General features: G+C 40.7%; 22 protein-coding genes and 2 pseudogenes. 8 read left to right on the top strand and 16 right to left on the bottom strand.

The window, feature by feature from the left end:
* Positions 1-94: 94 nt before the first annotated feature.
* The 8 genes and pseudogenes from mobA (at position 95) to BACCOP_RS09410 (ending at position 7,388) form a co-directional block, all read left to right on the top strand.
* Positions 95-517 (top strand): conjugal transfer protein MobA, encoded by a 423-nt coding sequence (gene mobA, locus BACCOP_RS09445; RefSeq protein ID WP_004295462.1) that lies wholly within the window; start codon positions 95-97, stop codon positions 515-517.
* A complete protein-coding gene (gene mobB / locus BACCOP_RS09440; RefSeq protein ID WP_007559003.1) occupies positions 511-1,656 on the top strand; it encodes a conjugal transfer protein MobB in 1,146 nt (381 codons plus the stop codon). Before mobA ends, mobB begins: the two co-directional genes overlap by 7 nt.
* A gap of 37 nt (positions 1,657-1,693) precedes the next feature.
* Positions 1,694-2,842, top strand: a pseudogene (locus BACCOP_RS09435) (YWFCY domain-containing protein); the annotation flags it as partial.
* A 541-nt stretch (positions 2,843-3,383) separates the two neighbouring features.
* Positions 3,384-5,201, top strand: coding sequence for a reverse transcriptase domain-containing protein (locus BACCOP_RS09430; RefSeq protein WP_007558998.1), 1,818 nt, complete (start codon positions 3,384-3,386; stop codon positions 5,199-5,201).
* A 107-nt stretch (positions 5,202-5,308) separates the two neighbouring features.
* Positions 5,309-6,169 (top strand): annotated as a pseudogene (locus BACCOP_RS09425) (TraM recognition domain-containing protein); the annotation flags it as partial.
* 154 nt (positions 6,170-6,323) lie between these two features.
* A complete protein-coding gene (locus BACCOP_RS09420) occupies positions 6,324-6,605 on the top strand; it encodes an Imm17 family immunity protein (protein WP_007558996.1) in 282 nt (93 codons plus the stop codon).
* Between the two features lie 4 nt (positions 6,606-6,609).
* Entirely contained in the window at positions 6,610-7,005 is a 396-nt protein-coding gene (locus tag BACCOP_RS09415; RefSeq protein WP_007558995.1) for a hypothetical protein, read from the top strand.
* Complete coding sequence (locus BACCOP_RS09410; RefSeq protein ID WP_007558994.1) at positions 7,002-7,388, top strand: hypothetical protein; 387 nt, start codon at positions 7,002-7,004, stop codon at positions 7,386-7,388. The genes BACCOP_RS09415 and BACCOP_RS09410 overlap by 4 nt, the downstream gene beginning before the upstream one ends.
* A gap of 49 nt (positions 7,389-7,437) precedes the next feature.
* Here the strand turns inward: BACCOP_RS09410 and BACCOP_RS09405 are convergent, their stop codons facing one another.
* The 16 genes from BACCOP_RS09405 to BACCOP_RS09330 form a co-directional block, all read right to left on the bottom strand.
* On the bottom strand, positions 7,438-8,061 hold the full coding sequence (locus BACCOP_RS09405; RefSeq protein ID WP_007558993.1) for a hypothetical protein: 624 nt from the start codon (positions 8,059-8,061) through the stop codon (positions 7,438-7,440).
* Positions 8,062-8,127: 66 nt separating this feature from the next.
* A complete protein-coding gene (locus BACCOP_RS09400; RefSeq protein WP_007558992.1) occupies positions 8,128-8,718 on the bottom strand; it encodes a DUF4948 family protein in 591 nt (196 codons plus the stop codon).
* A 24-nt stretch (positions 8,719-8,742) separates the two neighbouring features.
* On the bottom strand, positions 8,743-9,693 hold the full coding sequence (locus tag BACCOP_RS09395; protein WP_007558991.1) for a hypothetical protein: 951 nt from the start codon (positions 9,691-9,693) through the stop codon (positions 8,743-8,745).
* A 59-nt stretch (positions 9,694-9,752) separates the two neighbouring features.
* Positions 9,753-10,247, bottom strand: a complete 495-nt coding sequence (locus tag BACCOP_RS09390) for an SMI1/KNR4 family protein (protein ID WP_007558990.1) — start codon at positions 10,245-10,247, stop codon at positions 9,753-9,755.
* 71 nt (positions 10,248-10,318) lie between these two features.
* Complete coding sequence (locus tag BACCOP_RS09385; RefSeq protein WP_007558989.1) at positions 10,319-10,660, bottom strand: hypothetical protein; 342 nt, start codon at positions 10,658-10,660, stop codon at positions 10,319-10,321.
* Positions 10,661-10,731: 71 nt separating this feature from the next.
* Complete coding sequence (locus BACCOP_RS09380) at positions 10,732-11,184, bottom strand: DUF4265 domain-containing protein (protein ID WP_227994631.1); 453 nt, start codon at positions 11,182-11,184, stop codon at positions 10,732-10,734.
* Positions 11,185-11,225: 41 nt separating this feature from the next.
* Positions 11,226-11,741: an ankyrin repeat domain-containing protein gene (locus BACCOP_RS09375; protein WP_007558987.1), complete on the bottom strand. Its 516-nt coding sequence runs from the start codon at positions 11,739-11,741 to the stop codon at positions 11,226-11,228.
* Between the two features lie 78 nt (positions 11,742-11,819).
* Positions 11,820-12,701, bottom strand: a complete 882-nt coding sequence (locus BACCOP_RS09370) for a hypothetical protein (protein ID WP_007558986.1) — start codon at positions 12,699-12,701, stop codon at positions 11,820-11,822.
* Between the two features lie 76 nt (positions 12,702-12,777).
* Positions 12,778-13,671 carry an immunity 22 family protein gene (locus BACCOP_RS09365; RefSeq protein WP_007558985.1) on the bottom strand — a complete coding sequence of 298 codons (894 nt, stop codon included), beginning with the start codon at positions 13,669-13,671 and terminating at the stop codon, positions 12,778-12,780.
* Positions 13,672-13,722: 51 nt separating this feature from the next.
* The gene (imm9, locus tag BACCOP_RS09360) at positions 13,723-14,214 is read right to left on the bottom strand and encodes an Imm9 family immunity protein (RefSeq protein WP_007558984.1); all 492 of its coding nucleotides are present in this window, start codon (positions 14,212-14,214) and stop codon (positions 13,723-13,725) included.
* A gap of 83 nt (positions 14,215-14,297) precedes the next feature.
* Complete coding sequence (locus BACCOP_RS09355; protein ID WP_007558983.1) at positions 14,298-14,720, bottom strand: hypothetical protein; 423 nt, start codon at positions 14,718-14,720, stop codon at positions 14,298-14,300.
* A gap of 76 nt (positions 14,721-14,796) precedes the next feature.
* A complete protein-coding gene (locus BACCOP_RS09350; RefSeq protein ID WP_004295261.1) occupies positions 14,797-15,165 on the bottom strand; it encodes an Imm44 family immunity protein in 369 nt (122 codons plus the stop codon).
* Positions 15,166-15,254: 89 nt separating this feature from the next.
* Positions 15,255-15,944: a hypothetical protein gene (locus tag BACCOP_RS09345; protein ID WP_007558980.1), complete on the bottom strand. Its 690-nt coding sequence runs from the start codon at positions 15,942-15,944 to the stop codon at positions 15,255-15,257.
* A 57-nt stretch (positions 15,945-16,001) separates the two neighbouring features.
* Entirely contained in the window at positions 16,002-16,496 is a 495-nt protein-coding gene (locus BACCOP_RS09340; RefSeq protein WP_007568631.1) for an ankyrin repeat domain-containing protein, read from the bottom strand.
* Positions 16,497-16,593: 97 nt separating this feature from the next.
* Complete coding sequence (locus tag BACCOP_RS09335; protein WP_028728890.1) at positions 16,594-17,028, bottom strand: hypothetical protein; 435 nt, start codon at positions 17,026-17,028, stop codon at positions 16,594-16,596.
* An 82-nt stretch (positions 17,029-17,110) separates the two neighbouring features.
* Positions 17,111-18,106: an SMI1/KNR4 family protein gene (locus BACCOP_RS09330; protein ID WP_007558975.1), complete on the bottom strand. Its 996-nt coding sequence runs from the start codon at positions 18,104-18,106 to the stop codon at positions 17,111-17,113.
* Positions 18,107-18,121 lie beyond the last annotated feature (15 nt).

Below are 18,121 nucleotides of genomic sequence, written 5' to 3'. Positions count from 1 at the left end.
GAGTCGGTGCTTTTCAGAAAGGCGGCAAGCCGCGAAGGGATCGGAATTTTCAGGAACCGGTGGGGCCCTGGCCTCTCCTTAAAATTTCGATGCGATGGAAAAGAACAGAAAGCCCCGAGGGGGCAAAGGGGGACGACCCGCGAAAAACGACCCGGCCGTTTACCGCTTTTCGGTAAACTTTTCAGCCGTGGAACATGCCCGTTTCCTCGACCTTTACGAGCAGTCCGGGCTATTGTCCAAAGCCGCTTTTATCAAAGCGAGAGTGTTCAACGAGGCGTTCCGGGTGGTAAAGACCGACCGGGGAACGCTCGAATACGTGGCGAAGCTGACCGCTTTCCACGCCCAATTCCGTGCCGTGGGAACGAATTACAACCAGGTGGTGAAGGAGCTGCACGCGCATTTTTCCGAGAAGAAAACACTCGCGCTGCTCTATAAACTGGAGAGAGCGACACGTGAACTGGCGGCCGTCGGGCAGCAGGTCGTGTCGCTCTCCGAAGAGTTCAAACAACGATGGTAGCCAATATCACCACCGGAAAAGACGTGTACGGCGCGCTGGCGTACAACCAGGAGAAAGTCGATCGGGGCGACGGGAAGGTACTGCTGACCCACATCGTGAGGGAGCCGGCGGATGGGCGCTTCAACGTGGCCGCGACGGCAGAAGACCTCCTGCGCTGGATGCCCTCGCACTACCGGACGGAAAAACCCGTCGTGCACGTGTCGCTCAACCCGGCTCCCGAAGACCGCCTCGACGACGGGCAACTCGCGGAGATAGCCGGGGCCTACATGGAGCGCATGGGTTGGGGAGGACAACCTTATATCGTATTCAAGCATACCGACATCGGACGGGAGCATATCCATATCGTGTCGGTGCAGGTGGCCCAGGACGGGCGCAAGATAAACGACAGCAGGCGCAACGAACACAGCGTGGCCGTTACCGAGGAACTGGAACGGGAGTACGGACTGCATCCCGCCAAAGGGAGAAGGCGGGAGAAAGGGCAAGGGATCGTCCCCGCCGATTACACGCGGGGCGACCTGAAACGCCAGGTGGCAGCGGTAATAAAACCGGCCGTGGCGACATACCGCTTCCAAACCCTCGGCGAGTTCCGGGCATTGCTGTCCTTATATAATATAGGTATAGAGGAAGTCCGGGGAGAGCGGAACGGAACCCCCTACCGGGGATTGCTCTACACGCTGCTGGACGAGAACGGGGACAAGGCAGTGGCCGCGCCGCTCAAATCCTCACTGTTCGGTAAAGAGGTCGGGTATGACGGGCTGGAACGGCACATGGAGCGCAGCGCCGAACGGTTCGGGAAGGACGACACGAGGAGGCAAATCCGTGGCCGGGTCGATAAAGCGCTTCGGGGAGAACCCACGGAGGAAGAACTGCGCGAACGCCTGCGGGAAGCCCGAGTGGATCTCTACATACGACGCAACGAAAACGGCCGCATCGTGGGTGTGACCTTCATTGACCACGAAACACGGACGGTCGTGAACGGATCACGGCTGGGAAAGGCATACTCGGCCAACGCCTTCGAGCTGCGCTTCGGCGGGAAACGGAATCCCGGGGAAAACACGAGGGACTTGTCCCCGAAACAAGCGCCTGCCGGACGGGACGGGCAACGGAAGCGGAATACCTCACGACGGAGGAAAGTATAACATCTCAATTATCATTCATTTATTAAATTTTACGGTTATGCAACAGGAAGACGACCTTCGGGGTCTTGCAAAAACAATGGATTTCATGCGGGCATTGAGTATCTTGTTCGTGGTTATCAACATCTACTGGTTCTGTTACGGGCAGATACGGGAATGGGGAATCAATATCGGCGTGGTCGATAGGATTCTGCTGAACTTCGACCGCACCGCGGGGCTGTTCCGGAATATACTATGGACGAAACTTTTCGCCGTCGTGTTCCTCGCCCTTTCATGCCTCGGGACAAAAGGAGTAAAAGAGGAGAAAATTACCTGGCGGAAAATCACGGCATCGCTGGCCACGGGAGGCGTGCTGTTCTTCTTCAACTGGTGGCTGCTGGACTTGCCGCTGACGGCGATGGCGAACGCGGCTTTCTACATACTGACCCTATCGGCCGGGTATATCTGCCTCTTGATGGGCGGCGTGTGGATGTCCCGCCTGCTGAAGAACAATCTCATGGATGACCCTTTCAACAACGAGAACGAATCATTCCAGCAGGAAACACGCCTGATCGAGAACGAGTACTCCATAAATCTGCCGACGAAATTTTACTATAACAAACAGTGGAACAACGGGTTCGCCAATGTCGTAAACCCGCAAAGGGCTTGCATCTGCATGGGAAGCCCGGGCAGCGGAAAGAGTTATTGTGTTGTAAACCAGTTCATTAAACAGCAAATCGAAAAGGGCTATACCCAATACATCTATGACTACAAGTTTCCCGATCTTTCGGAAATCGCTTACAACCACCTGCTGAATCACCAGAAAGGTTACAAGAAAATCCCGACTTTCTACGTCATAAATTTCGACGACCCGCGCCGCTCGCACCGCTGTAACCCCATTCACCCGGACTTCATGACCGATATTTCGGACGCCTACGAGAGCGCCTATACCATCATGCTCAACCTGAACCGAAGCTGGGTGCAGAAGCAGGGCGATTTTTTTGTGGAAAGCCCCATTATCCTTTTCGCGGCCGTGATCTGGTTCCTGCGCATCTACGACAACGGGCGGTATTGTACCTTCCCGCACGCCATCGAGTTCCTGAACAAGCGGTACGAGGATATTTTCCCGATTCTGACATCCTACCCGGAACTCGAAAACTACCTCAGCCCCTTTATGGATGCCTGGCTCGGAGGCGCTCAAGACCAGCTCCAGGTGCGCCCGTAAGGGCATATAATAAATATAGCTTTGGCAAGCTATTAGGTTCGTGTTCTTTGAAATAATAACCTATCACCAGCCGACTTATCCATTCAACGAAAGACGATGGGGAGTGTAGCATGTCGGTAAAGCCACGAGTGAACTAACTGTCAAGTTCTGACCGTGTGGCGAGGTGAAACGATAGATATGAGGATAAAGCCTATACTGGTTGAACGATAGTCTAAGCGGCTCGATGGTTAAGCCTTGACGGAAGACAGTTACAAACGTCAAGCCGTGATACCCAGCTTCGCCTTGTAGGATGCATGGGCAAAAAGAACTTATCACGGAGCAACTACATACATAGTAAAGGACGAAAGTCGTATCCGACAATCTATCATGCCAATAGTTATTATATGTCTAAACGGGGATTGCCTAAGTGGGGCAACCCATATGGCAACAGAGCTTCCGTAGTAGTCCGAGCAAGGGAAAGCCTTGTACATGGCGAAGGGAAGCAGCCAATATCGTTTAATGTCAAATTTTGGAAAATGTGAGAGACATGAAAAGAAATCCAGAAAAGATATTAAACAGTCTAACACAACATAGTTCCGACTTGGCTTACAAGTTTGAACGTTTGTATCGGTTACTGTTTAATGAGGAGATGTACTACATTGCCTACCAACGTATTTATACGAAACAGGGCAATATGACGAAAGGTGTCGATGGAAAAACCATTGACGGTTTCTGTATATCCCATATTGAACGGTTGATAGGTACACTCAAAGATGAGACGTACCAGCCAAATCCCTCTCAGCGGGTGTACATTCCCAAGAAAAACGGGAAAATGCGACCGCTGGGTATTCCGTCATTCATTGACAAACTTCTGCAAGAAGTTATCCGAATGATTTTGGAAGCAATCTACGAGGGCAGTTTTGAAAATTCTTCTCACGGTTTCAGACCACAGAGAAGTCCGCAGACTGCACTTTGGAGCATACAAAAGACATTCAACAATACAAAATGGTTCATCGAGGGAGACATTAAAGGTTTTTTTGACAATATAGACCACGAAGTATTGATAGCTATTCTTTCAGAACGTATTTCAGATATGCGTTTTCTACGCCTTATCCGAAAGTTTCTGAATGCCGGATATGTGGAAGATTGGGTATTTCACAAATCGTATAGCGGAACACCACAAGGTGGGATAATAAGTCCTATACTGGCAAATATCTATCTTGACAAGTTCGACAAATACATCAAAGAATACACTCAAAAATTCAATAAGGGAAAAAGGCGCAAAGAAAATCCGATAGCAAAACAACTTGGGCAGAAAAAATACTACTTGACAACAAAGCTGAAACAAGCAAAGAATGAAACGGAACGGCGACTACTGTTGAAACAAATTGGAGAAGTTGTCAAAGAACGTCTGAAATATCCGGCAAGTGATGAAATGGATGCGGACATGAAACGTCTAAAATATGTGAGATATGCGGATGATTTTCTCATTGGTGTTATTGGCAGCAAAGAGGATTGTATCAAAATCAAAGAGGACATAAAGCAATTTATGGCAGACAAATTGAAATTGGAACTATCTGATGAAAAAACGCTGATAACCAATGCAAGAAAACATGCTAAATTTCTCGGCTATGACGTATTTGTACGCAAATCCAATGACACCCATAGGGATAAAAACGGACATTTGACAAGAAGCTTAGACCATAAGATAGTCCTGTATATGACTACCGAAGTGATGCGGAAGAAGCTCCTTGAATATGATGCGGTAAAGATTACTGTTCAAAAAGGTAAGGAGGTTTGGAAGCCCAAAGGACGTACATATATGCGCTGTCTTGATGATTTGGAAATTATAAGCCAATATAACTCTGAAATCATGGGGTTCTATAACTTCTATTCGATTGCAAATAATAGTCCCGTCATTGACTCTTTTTATAACATCATGGAATACAGTATGTATAAGACATACGCCGCAAAGTACAGCACTTCTAAAAAGAAAATCATTGCGAAGTACAAGAAGAACGGAGTATTTGCCATACCGTACACCAATAAAAGGGGATATGAGTTCAAACGTGAGTTCTACGACAAAGGCTTTAAGCGAAAGGAACTGCCCAATCGGTATTTGGATGACAAACTGCCAAACACGGTTGCCATAACAGGCGGCAGAAATGGACTAATCAAGAGACTTCAGGCACGTGTATGTGAAAATTGCGGTGCTACGGACAATCTTGAAATGCACCATGTACGCAAATTGAAAGACCTAAAAGGCAAAAGTGATTGGGAAATTAAAATGATTTCACGTAACCGCAAAACATTAGCAGTATGTTCAGTATGCCATCACAAAATACACGCAGGAAAGTTAGACTGAATGAGAAGGTGGAGAGCCGTGTACGGGGAGACCTGTATGCACGGTTCGGAGGCGAGTGCTTGGAAACCTACCACTGTAAAAAGTGGCAAGGCGCTGGGTGCTTAGCCTATGGCCAGATAGCATCGGCCAAAATTCCGCTTTCCCGCATGATTTCGCCCCAGCTATATTGGGTCATGTCGGGCGACGATTTCACGCTCGACATCAATAACCCGGACGATCCCAAGATACTCTGCGTGGGGAACAATCCCGACAGGCAAAACATTTACGGAGCGGCTTTGGGATTGTATAATTCCCGGATTGTCAAGCTCATAAATAAGAAAGGCCAGCTCAAATCGGGCATCATCATCGACGAGCTGCCGACAATCTACTTCAAGGGACTCGACAACCTGATCGCCACGGCCAGAAGCAACAAGGTCGCCGTGCTGCTGTGCTTCCAGGATTTTTCACAGTTGAAGAGGGACTACGGGGACAAGGAGGCCGCCGTCGTGATGAACACGGTGGGCAACATCTTCTCCGGGCAGGTCGTAGGTGAAACGGCCAAGACACTCTCGGAACGGTTCGGTAAGGTATTGCAGAAGCGGCAGAGCATGACGTTGAGCCGCAGCGACAAATCGACATCCATATCCACGCAGCTGGACAGCCTGATCCCGGCCTCGAAGATCTCGACGCTCACGCAGGGAATGTTCGTCGGGGCCGTGGCGGACAATTTCGACGAACGTATCGAGCAGAAGATTTTCCACTGCGAGATTGTCGTGGACAACGAAAAAGTGAAAGCGGAAACGGCCCGGTACAAGAAGATACCACAAATTACCGACTTCACGGACGAGAACGGGACGGATCACATGAAACAGGTCGTGCAGGAAAACTACGAACGTATCAAGGCAGAGGCCGGCCGCATCGTCGCCGAGGAACTGGAACGTATCAAGAACGACCCGGTGCTTTGCAAGCTCCTGCCGGAACAGAACTAAATGAACACAAACACCCCCGCAAACAACCTCCGTGACCTTAACGGGGGCTGTTTCCTGATTTTATAACCGCACAGCCGGTGTTTTGGAGCATAAAGTAGTGATTATGTGAACGGAAAACATTATTTTTGTGTTCGGAATCCTTTTAATTATAAGTATGACAGTTACCGATATATACGAAGCAATGAACAGCAAGGCGGAAGCGTTTTTCGAGTGGTTGCAGGCTCACCCGAAATACGGGTTGCTGTTTGGTGTCGGGTTGCTTGCCCTATGGCTTGCAGGGTTGCTGTTCCGTTGGAAATGGGCATGTCATTGGCAGTTTAACAGCAAACTGTGGTTATTTGACGATTGCAAGCCTGAAACACGCCGCAGGGTTCAGATTGTGTTGGTCAGCGTTCTGATTATACTTATATTGGTCGATTTCTTTGTATGGAGATAACGGTATGGAAAAGGACAATCGCAAATACCGGATCTGCTTCATCGACTATATGTGGTATGTAGCCGAGATATGGCACGAAAGGGAGCGTACCAATCTCAACGGACGTATGCTACTGTTTTGGTGCTGGCTCTTCGTCCTACTCATACCGCTTGGGTTTCCACCGATATTGCGCCTTTTCGGCTGGATGATTGGTTTGGCCATAGTGATTCCTCTATGCTTTCTTCCCGATTTATTCTGCAAGCTACGCTATACAGCCGGACGGCGTGAAGCGCTCCGTGAACATTACGGGAAGATGAAACATCCCGGCAGGAAGCTCGCCAAAATAGTTCTTATCGCTATCGCCCTGATCGTGGCAAATGTAGCGCTGATGTTCCACCTCGGATTTATACATAAGCCATGATGAAACCACAGGAACATAAACGGCGCTTTTATCTCTGGGACTACCTTTGGTGGATGGGGGAGAAATGGAAGCAGGCAAGACGAACAGGCAGGGTCGATGGCGAAATGATGCTCTCGATTTATATCTTCGCTCTTTTGATATTCCCTATGATGACTGTTACTATCCGGCTTTTTCCAGGTGTGTCGGCATTGTTGCCATGTGTCGTTTTTAGCATTGTCACATTTGCCGTTATGTCGCTCGTCAGCAGGATTTACAAATGGCGAGGCAAAGCAGTGATGTCTCACTATGCCAAGTGCAGGTTTAACGAACTCCTTGCGGTTCTGTTATTTTTCCTTGCGATAGCCATTATCTGCTTTATGATGTATCTTCTTGACAAAAAGTGATACATACTTTGATACGAACTCCGGGCCATTATCTTTCGTGGTCTAACTCTCAATGCAATTTCAATTTCTGTAATTGCCTTTCCATTGTATCGTTTAATATATCCATATTCATTAACTCTCTAACCTGTTTTTCCCAACCTTTAGCACTTCCATAGTCGATTGTGACCCTTTCAGGCCAATCTAATATGATTTTCTTCCCTTTTTCAATTTCAATTTCCGCCTGCTCATCATTGCCACAATAATAATTTAATAAAACAATATCGGTTAATGTTGTTTTGTCGTAAAAAGCATTTTTTGTTCCCTTCATATATGCAATTAAATCATTACTTGTCAATTGTTGTTTTGTCAAAATGGGAACTTGGTTATATAATTCATTTACAATGGATTCTAAATCATTATCATGCTCTTGCATAGAAAAACTATTTATAGCTCCCTTTTTGTTTAGTAAATAAGTAGCAGAAATTAAGGGAATGGTTGGAATATCTAAATCAACCATTAAGTTATATAGATGAAAACAAACACGATAGCGTTGGCTTGATAAACTTTCAAATTGTAAGCCAGACAAAAAGCAGCCATTCCGCTTTATAATGTGCATTATTTTATACTTGGAAAAATCAGAAAATAAATTTAGCCAATCCGCTGTTATTTTATTTTTATTTAATTTCTCAATCATAATTTTCAGTTTGTTTTTGGATATGCTGGAATTTGATTTGTTACACCATTTATTTGTCTTTTCAGGCTATCGTGAATGGTCTAACTCGATGTACCAGTTTCCCTTGATGGGCTTGTACAGCGTGGTGTCGTTGTACGTCCTGCGGTAGATCTCGTTCAGGTCGCCATGTTCGGTGATACGGATATTACGACGGCTTCTCAATCCGGGATCGTAAACGAAACTCTTGGACGTTCCGGCATCCACGATGCCGTGGGAGTAGTACGGCATAACGAGGCTCACATATACCGAATCTGCCGTTCCCCATTCCCTGCGATCAACAAGGATAAAACCGCATCCAATCTCTGATAATAGGGAGTCGAGTAGGATTCGCTCCGGCTTCAACAGTCCATATACCGGGATGTCTTGTTCATCATTCGTTTCATGGGATGTATCGCTTTGTTCTGTTGAATCAAGTATAATGACCTCTTCCGGAGAAAGCGGCGGGTAGTGAAAACTACCTTCTGAACTCTCTGCCATGATTTCGTACACCTTACGGAACGCCGCCTCGTGCGTGGTGAAGTGGCGTATCATTTCCTCGTCCGACGGCGGCATGGGAGGCTCTCCGCAGCTTACGGCAAGCAGGATTACAAATAACAGGATTATGACTGGTGTTCTCATTTTCTAATGTTTAATGTTCTGTGGCTAACCAATCTTATTTAGGGAGTTGAGCCATTTGTTAATAGCATCCAATCTGTTATTCTGTTTAATGGTATCTTCATTTCTACATAATTTGATTTGCCGAATAACAGAGTTCTGCATAATTGAATCGGATTTGAAAAGCAGTTCTAAAACGGCTTCATAACATTTGGAATATCTGGACAATTCGTCCAATATATTTGCGTCTTTTAGAATATACAGGTTGAAATTGTACACAAATGACTTGTAACTGAAAATCTCCGACTGTAATGCTGCTGCATCAAGACAAGTATAAAACAATTCCTTATCGTGCTGATATAGCCACATATAATCAGATGGGTTCAGGTTGTAGTGCAATAAAGTTTCCGAACGGACAAATGGAAGCCCCGTATTTGAGCCTACCAGATAACGGTATGTCTCATTGACTATTGACTCAACTATTTCAATGGATTCTGATTGTTTGTCCGATTCCCGTATTTCTGTAAATGTATCGGCAATAAGGACTTCCACATCCTGCGATTTGTAATATATACCGTTTTTTTGCCAGCGGAATCTACGGATATATTCTTCAGAAGTCGGACAACAGAACAGTAAAGTATTTAACAATCGGTTCAGATATATTCGCTTATCTGGAATATGACAACGGTGTAACCCTATTATGGAGCCATAAGCGTATAGCTTTCCAAACTCGTTTTCCTCCGAATTTGAATTTTTAGGCATGTAATACAACCGCACAATATTGTCAATGAAATAATATATATCAAGATATTTCAATGTATCAGCCGATTCTCCATATTTGTTAAGTAAATGCCGCTCCAGTTTCTCGCCATACCATAAGTAGCCATCGGGATTTATTTGAAACAACCGATGAAACTTAGGTTTTGATAATGAAAAGTTCTTGTTTCTACTTTTCATTCGTTCCAGTAAGGCGACAATAATTCTATTCGTTATATCCATAGCTGTAATGTTCGGTGGATAATCAATCTTTCAGAGAGATTTATCTGCTTGTTATAAACCTATTTGAAATTTGTCAGTATATCATTCTTTTTATTGGAAGACAACATTTCTAATAAATGATTAAAGCTATCGCAAACAAATTCTGCCGAATCTTCAAATTCAGGTTCAACTCCATAATAGATTTTACCGTAATTTTCCGGAGATAAATCTATGCACAAATATTGGTATCCATCTTTTACTGACATAAGAATAGGAATATGGCTATCCCAAAACAGGCGTATCATATCACAGGATTCCTTATCATCTGCCAACGCCTCAAGTCCCATCAGCTCAAATTCATTCCAACGGAATCCGCTATCGCTTTCTCCGTTAAAGTCCTCTATGGAATTAAACCAAACATTATCACTTTCATTCGTGATTGTCTGAAACCGTTGTAAAAACTCCTGATAGTCCGCAGGAAGTTCGAAGTACCGATTTTGTAAATCAGAGCTTAATTCTTTTCTTTCCAATCGTTCTGTAACGATGAATCCTATATTTTTCAGTGCTTCAATCATATTTTTATTTTACGAGTTTATAATGTCCGGCAGATAAACCGCCTTCAATGTTTCATCTGTTTGTTAGCAACCTATTTTCTATCAATCTTTTGTAAAAGTTGATTGTAATACTTCTCTAACATTTTGATGTTATTTTTTCTGTCAATTTTTCCACTTTCATTATCTGTGTATGCAAACCACTTAAATAGCAATTCAACAAAAATATGTTTACCAATTTCTGTTAAAGAACTTTCCTTAATAATTGAAGGCATGATTAGGTTTCCTTCATTATCACATGGATTATCACACAAAAGCCCCTTTCCGTATGCGTAGTTTAATAAGTTCTGACAACAGACTTTCGCATAGTCTTTATCTCTCTGACGGATTTGAGCTTCTATAAGTCCGTCAACATCAAAAATTATTTGGTTACTCATATTCTTTTTAGTTTGTAAAGTTGCTAATGTTCGGCAGCGTTCCGCTTATTCAGTCGGTCTGCTGTTTGTTATCAACTTATATTTTGTCTGACAACACCATGTTCATAAGCCAAACTATCACATTCTTTTTGCATATTGGTCAGAACATCTTCGACCACTTTTAAGGAAACTTCTTGTGGTACATTTATGGATACGAATGAAGGGAGATTAGAAATCTCTACCTTGCATCCCATATCAAGTAGTTTGTCTCTGACCATCTGCATACGTTTATCGTTAAAATATACCCTCAATGTGCTATTTCCAGAGGGATTCACTATGGATTGAAAATGATATTCGCCATCTTCTTCTGTAACACATATCTCATCCCCCAAACTGATTCCATAGGTATAGAATGGCACATTATCGACAATATAGGTATCATTACTTGCCTTTTTGCACCACAAACCTTCAATAGAAAATGGTGGATAGCCATCTTCATCTTGTTCCAAGTGGAATAGCACTTTTATATGTTTGTCTTTTTTCATTTTATTCATTAATAAGTTGATAATGTTCGGCAGCGTTCCGCTTATTCAGTCGGTTTGCTGTTTGTTATCAAATTCTCATTTATCCATTTCTTTACTTTTTTCGTTACAAATGACATTGGAGAAACACCTGAATTATTATTCACTGTTATATCTGCACCATTTTCCAATAATGTAATCGCAGATTTGTCATTTCTATCAAAAATGGCAATGAATAGCGGGGTACGACCATTTTCTTCTTGGATATTTAAGTTTGCCTTTGACCCTGCAAGAAGTTCTATAATTTCCGGGATATTCTCTTGAGCAGCGAAATGCAACGCCGTCCACCCAGAGTCATCTTGCAAATCCAAATTCAAACCATTCATTTTGTATTGCTTTATTAGTTCAATGGCAAACGTACTCTTTCCTTCGACGATGAAATTCATTAATAGATTTCTTCCATCTCTATCCACAAAATCACATCCATACTTATCCACAAATGATATGACTTTTGTAAAATCATCTTCGTCGAATAATTCAAACATCAGATCTTCTGCTTCTTCGTTATATTTTGTACTCATAACTGCTTTATTTTAGAATTTGATAATGGTTTGCAGCGTTCCGCTTATTCGGTCGGTTTGCTGTTTGTTACTAACGCTTTATTTTTTATTCCAATACTCTTGCATCCAACTTTCATATTCCAAAGGATATATTTCATTGGCAGAATTTAGTTTATCATTGATATTCAATTTTCGTTTGGATTTAGCGGATTCTGTTTTCAGCAGGGAAAGTCCTTCTATTAACTTTCTCGCATCATCTTTCAAACGAAACCACCTTTGCCAATCGTTTTTTGTCATTTCCGCTTCTCGTTGCTTCTGATATTCTTTACGTTTAGCCGTCTGTTCTAATTGAAGCAAGAGATTTTCATCTGCAACAAATATTGGGACTTCTTGGAAAATAAGCAGATCAGAATAATATTTAGATAAAACGTCTTTAGCCTTTTCACTGACATAAATTTCAGAGCAAAAGTCGCAAAAAATCCTATCAATGAAAATATCCAATCCTGAAAGGCTTTGTTCTACTAACTTGGCAGAACCACGTTCTTGCTCGCAATAAAGCAGTCCGTCCTTTTGAGGTATCAACGCAAATAAATTCCCTATTTGCTCCGCTACCGTTTCGTTATGTTTGCGCCGTGTAATATATTCTTCCGCATCCATACTTCCAGACGGATATATCAAAGGCTCCGGTGATTGTAAATCCCAGTTCTCCCAATCCAATTTTACAATCTTTTCCTTGTTTACCGGTTGAAGGACAAAGCCTGTAAGATTTGATTCTATAATATACTGTAAAACATCCTCCTTGACAATTAACACAGGACTTTCTCTGTTATATTGAGAGCGGTAGATAGAAGGGCAAAACGCTCCGGTTCTAAAAATCATGTGGGAGTTTGTATCTTTATCATAACAGTAAATACCTTGCCACAGCATTTCTCCATAACTTCCCCAAGGCATTATTCTATTTTTTACAGTATAATATTTCATCTTTCTTTATTTATGCGTTAGTAATGTCCAGTGGATAATCGATCTTTAAGGGAAATTTATCCGTTTGTTAGTAGCTTTATTCTGCAATATAAGTTTCCAAATATTGAATACCGTTGTAACTGTCTAATTCATCCACAAATTTTTTAGGTGTTTCATATGAATCATAATTTTTCTTCTTAATAAAGATTTTCTGATTCCTTTTGTTGTCCTTGAAACCATTGGGTATATAGCACACAATACAATTTGATGGCTTTATGTGGTATTCATCAATATCGGACTCAATATACCAGTCAAGGACAAGTTTGTTATCAATCATCATTCTAACAAGATTAAAAGGATTTTCGGGTTCATCCTTAATTTCCACAGTTAGAAATTCTGGATAGTAATACTTTATATTAACGTCTTTACAAAACTGACAGCGATGTTCCGGATTGGGACGTTTCTTTGTACGACCTTCTTCGTAATCTCGTATTTCTTTCATGTATTCATCTTGATTGAAATACTCCATAAACTCTTCCCGGCTTTTATCGGTCGTGCCAATCCAAATCATATATTCTAATCCGGCATTAGACCCTTGCACTCCTTCAGGCGACAGTTCAAACTCAAACGTACCAAGATAAGTCATGGTTGTGGCATTCTCTGCCTTCTTAGGAGATATACCCTCACGACAATTATAGCAGATAACAGCATTTGCCATTGTAATATTTTTATCAGCCATCGACAGACTTATCTTTTGGGTATCAGCAGGAATAAGGTTAAGTAATCCTGCCAAGCCGTCAGATGTGAATTTCATAATAAGAAAATCCTCATCATAGCTCATTACACCAAGCTCCTTACAGAATTGGCAACGAAGTTCCTTATTGTCTTCATCGTAATCTTTCCACCATTGACGGAAAGCCGATTGATCCATATATTTCTCAAAGTCAGCTTCGGAATTGAATTGACCGACCCATATCATTATCTTACTCATTTTCTTTTTTTATTTTTCAAGCGACTAATGGTTTGCAGCGTTCCGCCTTATTCAGTCGGTAGTGCTGTTTGTTATAAACTCTTTTTTCTTTATTCTTTTGCCGTTACATGTAAAGCCATAAGCAAAAGCTGCATCTATGGCTTGTTTTGCACTCTCAAGAATATAATGATACAAATTATCATATTTACTAAAGCATGGAGAAAGAATGTAGAAGTTTTTAATATTTAAAGGAATATAAATCCCCGTCATATCGGATATTCCATAGCGTGCTTCCTCCAAATTTGGTACTGGTATGGAAATAGATATTTCAAACTCTTTATTAGATGGGAAACGTTTTGCCCGTTTGAAAATCCCAATCCCCCCATTAGTATTTCGAAGATTTATCTGTATGAGAAGTTTCCAATCTCCCAAATCATCTAAGTTGATTTGGTTATTGTAATCTTCCATATAACCATTCAACTCTCGGTAAATTGAGCGCAGTAAGTCCAATTCTCCAAGTTCGGGGATTTCACTACTTATTAAAACTGCATATTGATTATTCATACATTCATCCTTATATCCAGAGTTTATAATGTTTGGTGGCTAACCGACCTTTAAGGGGAGGTTGAGCCGCTTGTTAATCGTTTTCATTCTTCTTGCCATATTTCTTTACCCCAGTTAATCCATCGCCAAATCTTAGTTGTCAGGAAACTCCCAAGAGTATATGTGATACGAAAATCGTTATTGGTATTTACTATATCCCATTCTCCTGCTACATTTGTTTGTAAAATATTAAAGCCTATTTTTTCTATATGATTAATAGTTGCAAAGTACAAATATTTGTCTTTTATCAACCTGAATTGTTCTATTGGCAACAACTCAAATTGGCGTGGATATATGATTTGTAGAGAGTTCAATTTGCAATATAAATCACTTATACCTTGGGGTATATTATTGGCAAAAGGTATATTTTTATATTCAAATTTTGAATTGATTTTGATTATAGCACTTATTTGGTCAGTACTTATCATTTTTTCAATTCTGCGTATAAAGTCATCTACATAAATCATATATTTAATTATTTCAAGCGATTAATGTTCGACAGCGTTCCGCTTTAAGCAGTAGTGCTGTTTGTTACTAACGAATTCATTCATTAATTGATGCTTTCATTTTTTCTACAATTACATCAATATATTGTTGTGGAATGTTTTTATTTTTATAGTTCTCAATAGCATCAAGAATACTTTGTTTCAATATCTCAACACATTGAGAATCATTTGCTGTTTCAAATTTATCAAATGGGAGTAGAATTTCCAATTCTATCCGATTACGTTTTTTCGAATATCTACTTAATGGATTTGTAGTAAATCCTTTTAAGCAGAATACATAGAAACTTAGTTCATTAATATATGAAATATCACATAGACAATCCATATATTCTATTACAGAGTTTCTTGCTTTACGAAACTTATCAGAAATACTATGTTCCAATTCACCTCCAATAAAAACTTTCATACAAATTTGTTATCGTTAGTAATTTTCTGTGGATAATCGACCATTTCGAGGACAATTAATCCGCTTGTTATCTGCCCATTCTATTTTTCTCATTGTTCAAAATGGATATTACCCTCTGCGACATATTTCTTAATTGGCTCAACTATATCGGTAACATAGTTTGTGCACTTAAAAAATTCTCTAAATATCCAACCTCCTTCACTTGCTTTGGCTAATGGAACCAAAGTTTCTTCAATGAACTCTTCATGGTTGCACAAGAGAGAACAGATTACTCCCAAGCTAAACTGTTTATCTGCATATATATGTTGAATATGACCTGTATTTGAGTAAAAATCTATAATTTTTGTATATTGTTTGACAAAAGGTATGATATACGGAAAAAAATCCTTTTTCAAATCGTTTAAGAATTTCTCAATATCAGGAGTCTTGTCTCTTTTATTGCTGAAAAAATAATTCATATCCATTTGATGTTGATTATACCAATCAATATTACTATCAAAGTAAGCTATGATGTTACCACCAGCGTCTTTTTTATTTAATGGTTCTAATACAAGACTACATAAATATGGATTCTTTATTTTAGCTGATACACCCATACAAAAAGTGTTTTTACCGGCATATCCACCTTGGGTTGTTTGAAAGTAAAACTCAATGCTACAATCGTTTTCCACTATGTAAGTAAAGTAGTCTTTATTCTTTTTTGCTTTGACCACATTTACAGGAAGCATCTCTTGTATTCTTGTAAACATGTATTTTAGGACTTCCGCTTTAGTTTCCATATCACTTTTTTTAGTTCATATTATTGGGCAGATAATGTCCGGCAGCGTGCCGCTTGTTCAGTCGGTTTGCTGTTTGTTATCGTTGTTAAAGAATCTTCTTACATCATAATTTGCGATAGTTCTTGCCAATGATTTAGGAGATACTCCATTGTTGTTCTCTATATCGGGATTAGCTCCATTTTTCAAAAGGTGTTCGATAAAAAAGCCATCTCCCTTGTATTGCATAACAGCTTCCCATAAAGGAGTATTACCATTTGCATTTTGCATATCTATATCTGCATTATGATTCAGGAGTAATTCAAAAATACCTTTCAACTGATATTGAACAGAAAGATATAATGCAGTGCGTCCATCTTTCCTTTTTTCATTTATATCCAACCCTTTTTTTACAAATTCGGGTATAATTACACCTGCGGGATGTACGATACTCTTGTAATTCATTATATAGTAATGAAGTAGATTACTCCCATATTTATCTTTACTATTTATGTCATAATCTATTAGAGCTTGTATAAACCTGTTTGAGTCATCACTCAATAATTCAAGTTTCATATCTTCTATGTTCTCATTTCTTTGATTCTAATGTAAACAACGATAATGTTTAGCAGATAAACTGCCTTAAATGTTTCATCTGTTTGTTAGCAATCTTTTAAGAAAGCAACATGAAGTGCCATTCTTTAGGATAGTCCTTCTTTATCATATTGAACAGCAACTTTACATTATTGGAATGCTGTTTTGTCAATATGGAGTATATATATTCATGACAGGCGCAGCAGGCTCGTTCTTTATTAGAAGCAACACAATGAAAAGAATCATCTGTATTTTCCTCTACACAAAACCAGTTCCATCCATAGTGCTTTTGGATGGTGTTTCCTAACAGGGAACCTAACTCATAAGCCCTATCCGTAATTTCCTCGTCATCTGAACTTTCAAAATTATTGAGATAGTTCTTTATGCCATCAAGGATGGCAGAGGATTCAGCACTTTCCTGCAAACCTATAAGGACTAAACCTTTAGCCGCAAGCTGATCTATTTCTATTCGTTCGTCCTCATTAATTGGACGGTATTCTATAATTTCACTCATTGCTTTCTTTTTTTCGTCAATTGCTAATGTTCGGTGGATAATCATCATTAAAGGAGATTGATCCGCTTGTTATCTGCCCGCTTTATTCCTCTTCTTCGATAAAATGATTTATAAAGTAATTGAATGACTGGGCGATGTAACGAGTATTTGTTTCAAAGTTGTATTCTCTTGAAGCGTTTTCGTCCCACTCGTCAGTCAAGTAATAGTAAATCTTTTTATTCTTCAAGTTCAACGCATAATAGTTTCCACCCGAATCCATAGCAAAAGGCAACAGATTGCATGGCATTAAATTCCTACTCCATATATCTTTGGCTATGACTTCAATTGTTTCAAAAGCATTGGTGCGTTCCTTTATCGGAAAGAACGCATTTATCTCCACCCGATCCAAATCCTCGTCCTGCGGTTGATAACAATATGGTGATGGCATACCACCGTTGAACTTGAGGTAAAAGTTCTTCATGCCTGCCGGAATCTTTACATTCAACTCAACCTCAAAATTCTTTATATCTTCTTTTGTTAGCGAAGCCGAACAGTCCGAAAGTTCAGGCATTACACCTGCTGTCTCCGTTTGTCCCTCTTCGATTTCTTCTATTGCTGGAATTGCTTTGTGCCCGTCCAAAACAACGAGATTGTCAAAGAAATCATCTATTGAATTTGCAACAAGTCGTGGCTCTCCAAAATTGAAGATTACATCTTGCATCCCCACAATAGGGTAAAGATAGATCTTTCCATTAACCAAGTCTATGGTAATCCGACCTTCATCGGTAGATTCCATAGCAAAAATAAGAATGCTATCAGATATAGCTCCAGCTTTTCTTAACTCTAATGTTTCGCCTTCTGCCGTATATCTGGGGTCATTCTTAAAATCCTTGTTATATTTGAATGGGAAGAAATCTTCAATTTCCACCTCTTGATATTTATTTATGCTTGCGGTCTGTTTCGTAGAACCTCCATTATATTGTAAATAGAACTCTTTCAGTCTTTCCGGCAAGGCATAACCCAATTTACTCTCTATTTCTTCAAAATCTTTGAGAGTAAGACTTTTTTGGCAATTTTCTAATTCTATTTTCATATTCATTCTTTTTATGGGCAG

Source organism: Phocaeicola coprocola DSM 17136 (assembly GCF_000154845.1).
Lineage (GTDB): Bacteria > Bacteroidota > Bacteroidia > Bacteroidales > Bacteroidaceae > Phocaeicola > Phocaeicola coprocola.
The sequence above is the reverse complement of the archived record's forward strand: the minus strand, read 5'-3'. Positions and strand labels throughout refer to the sequence as shown.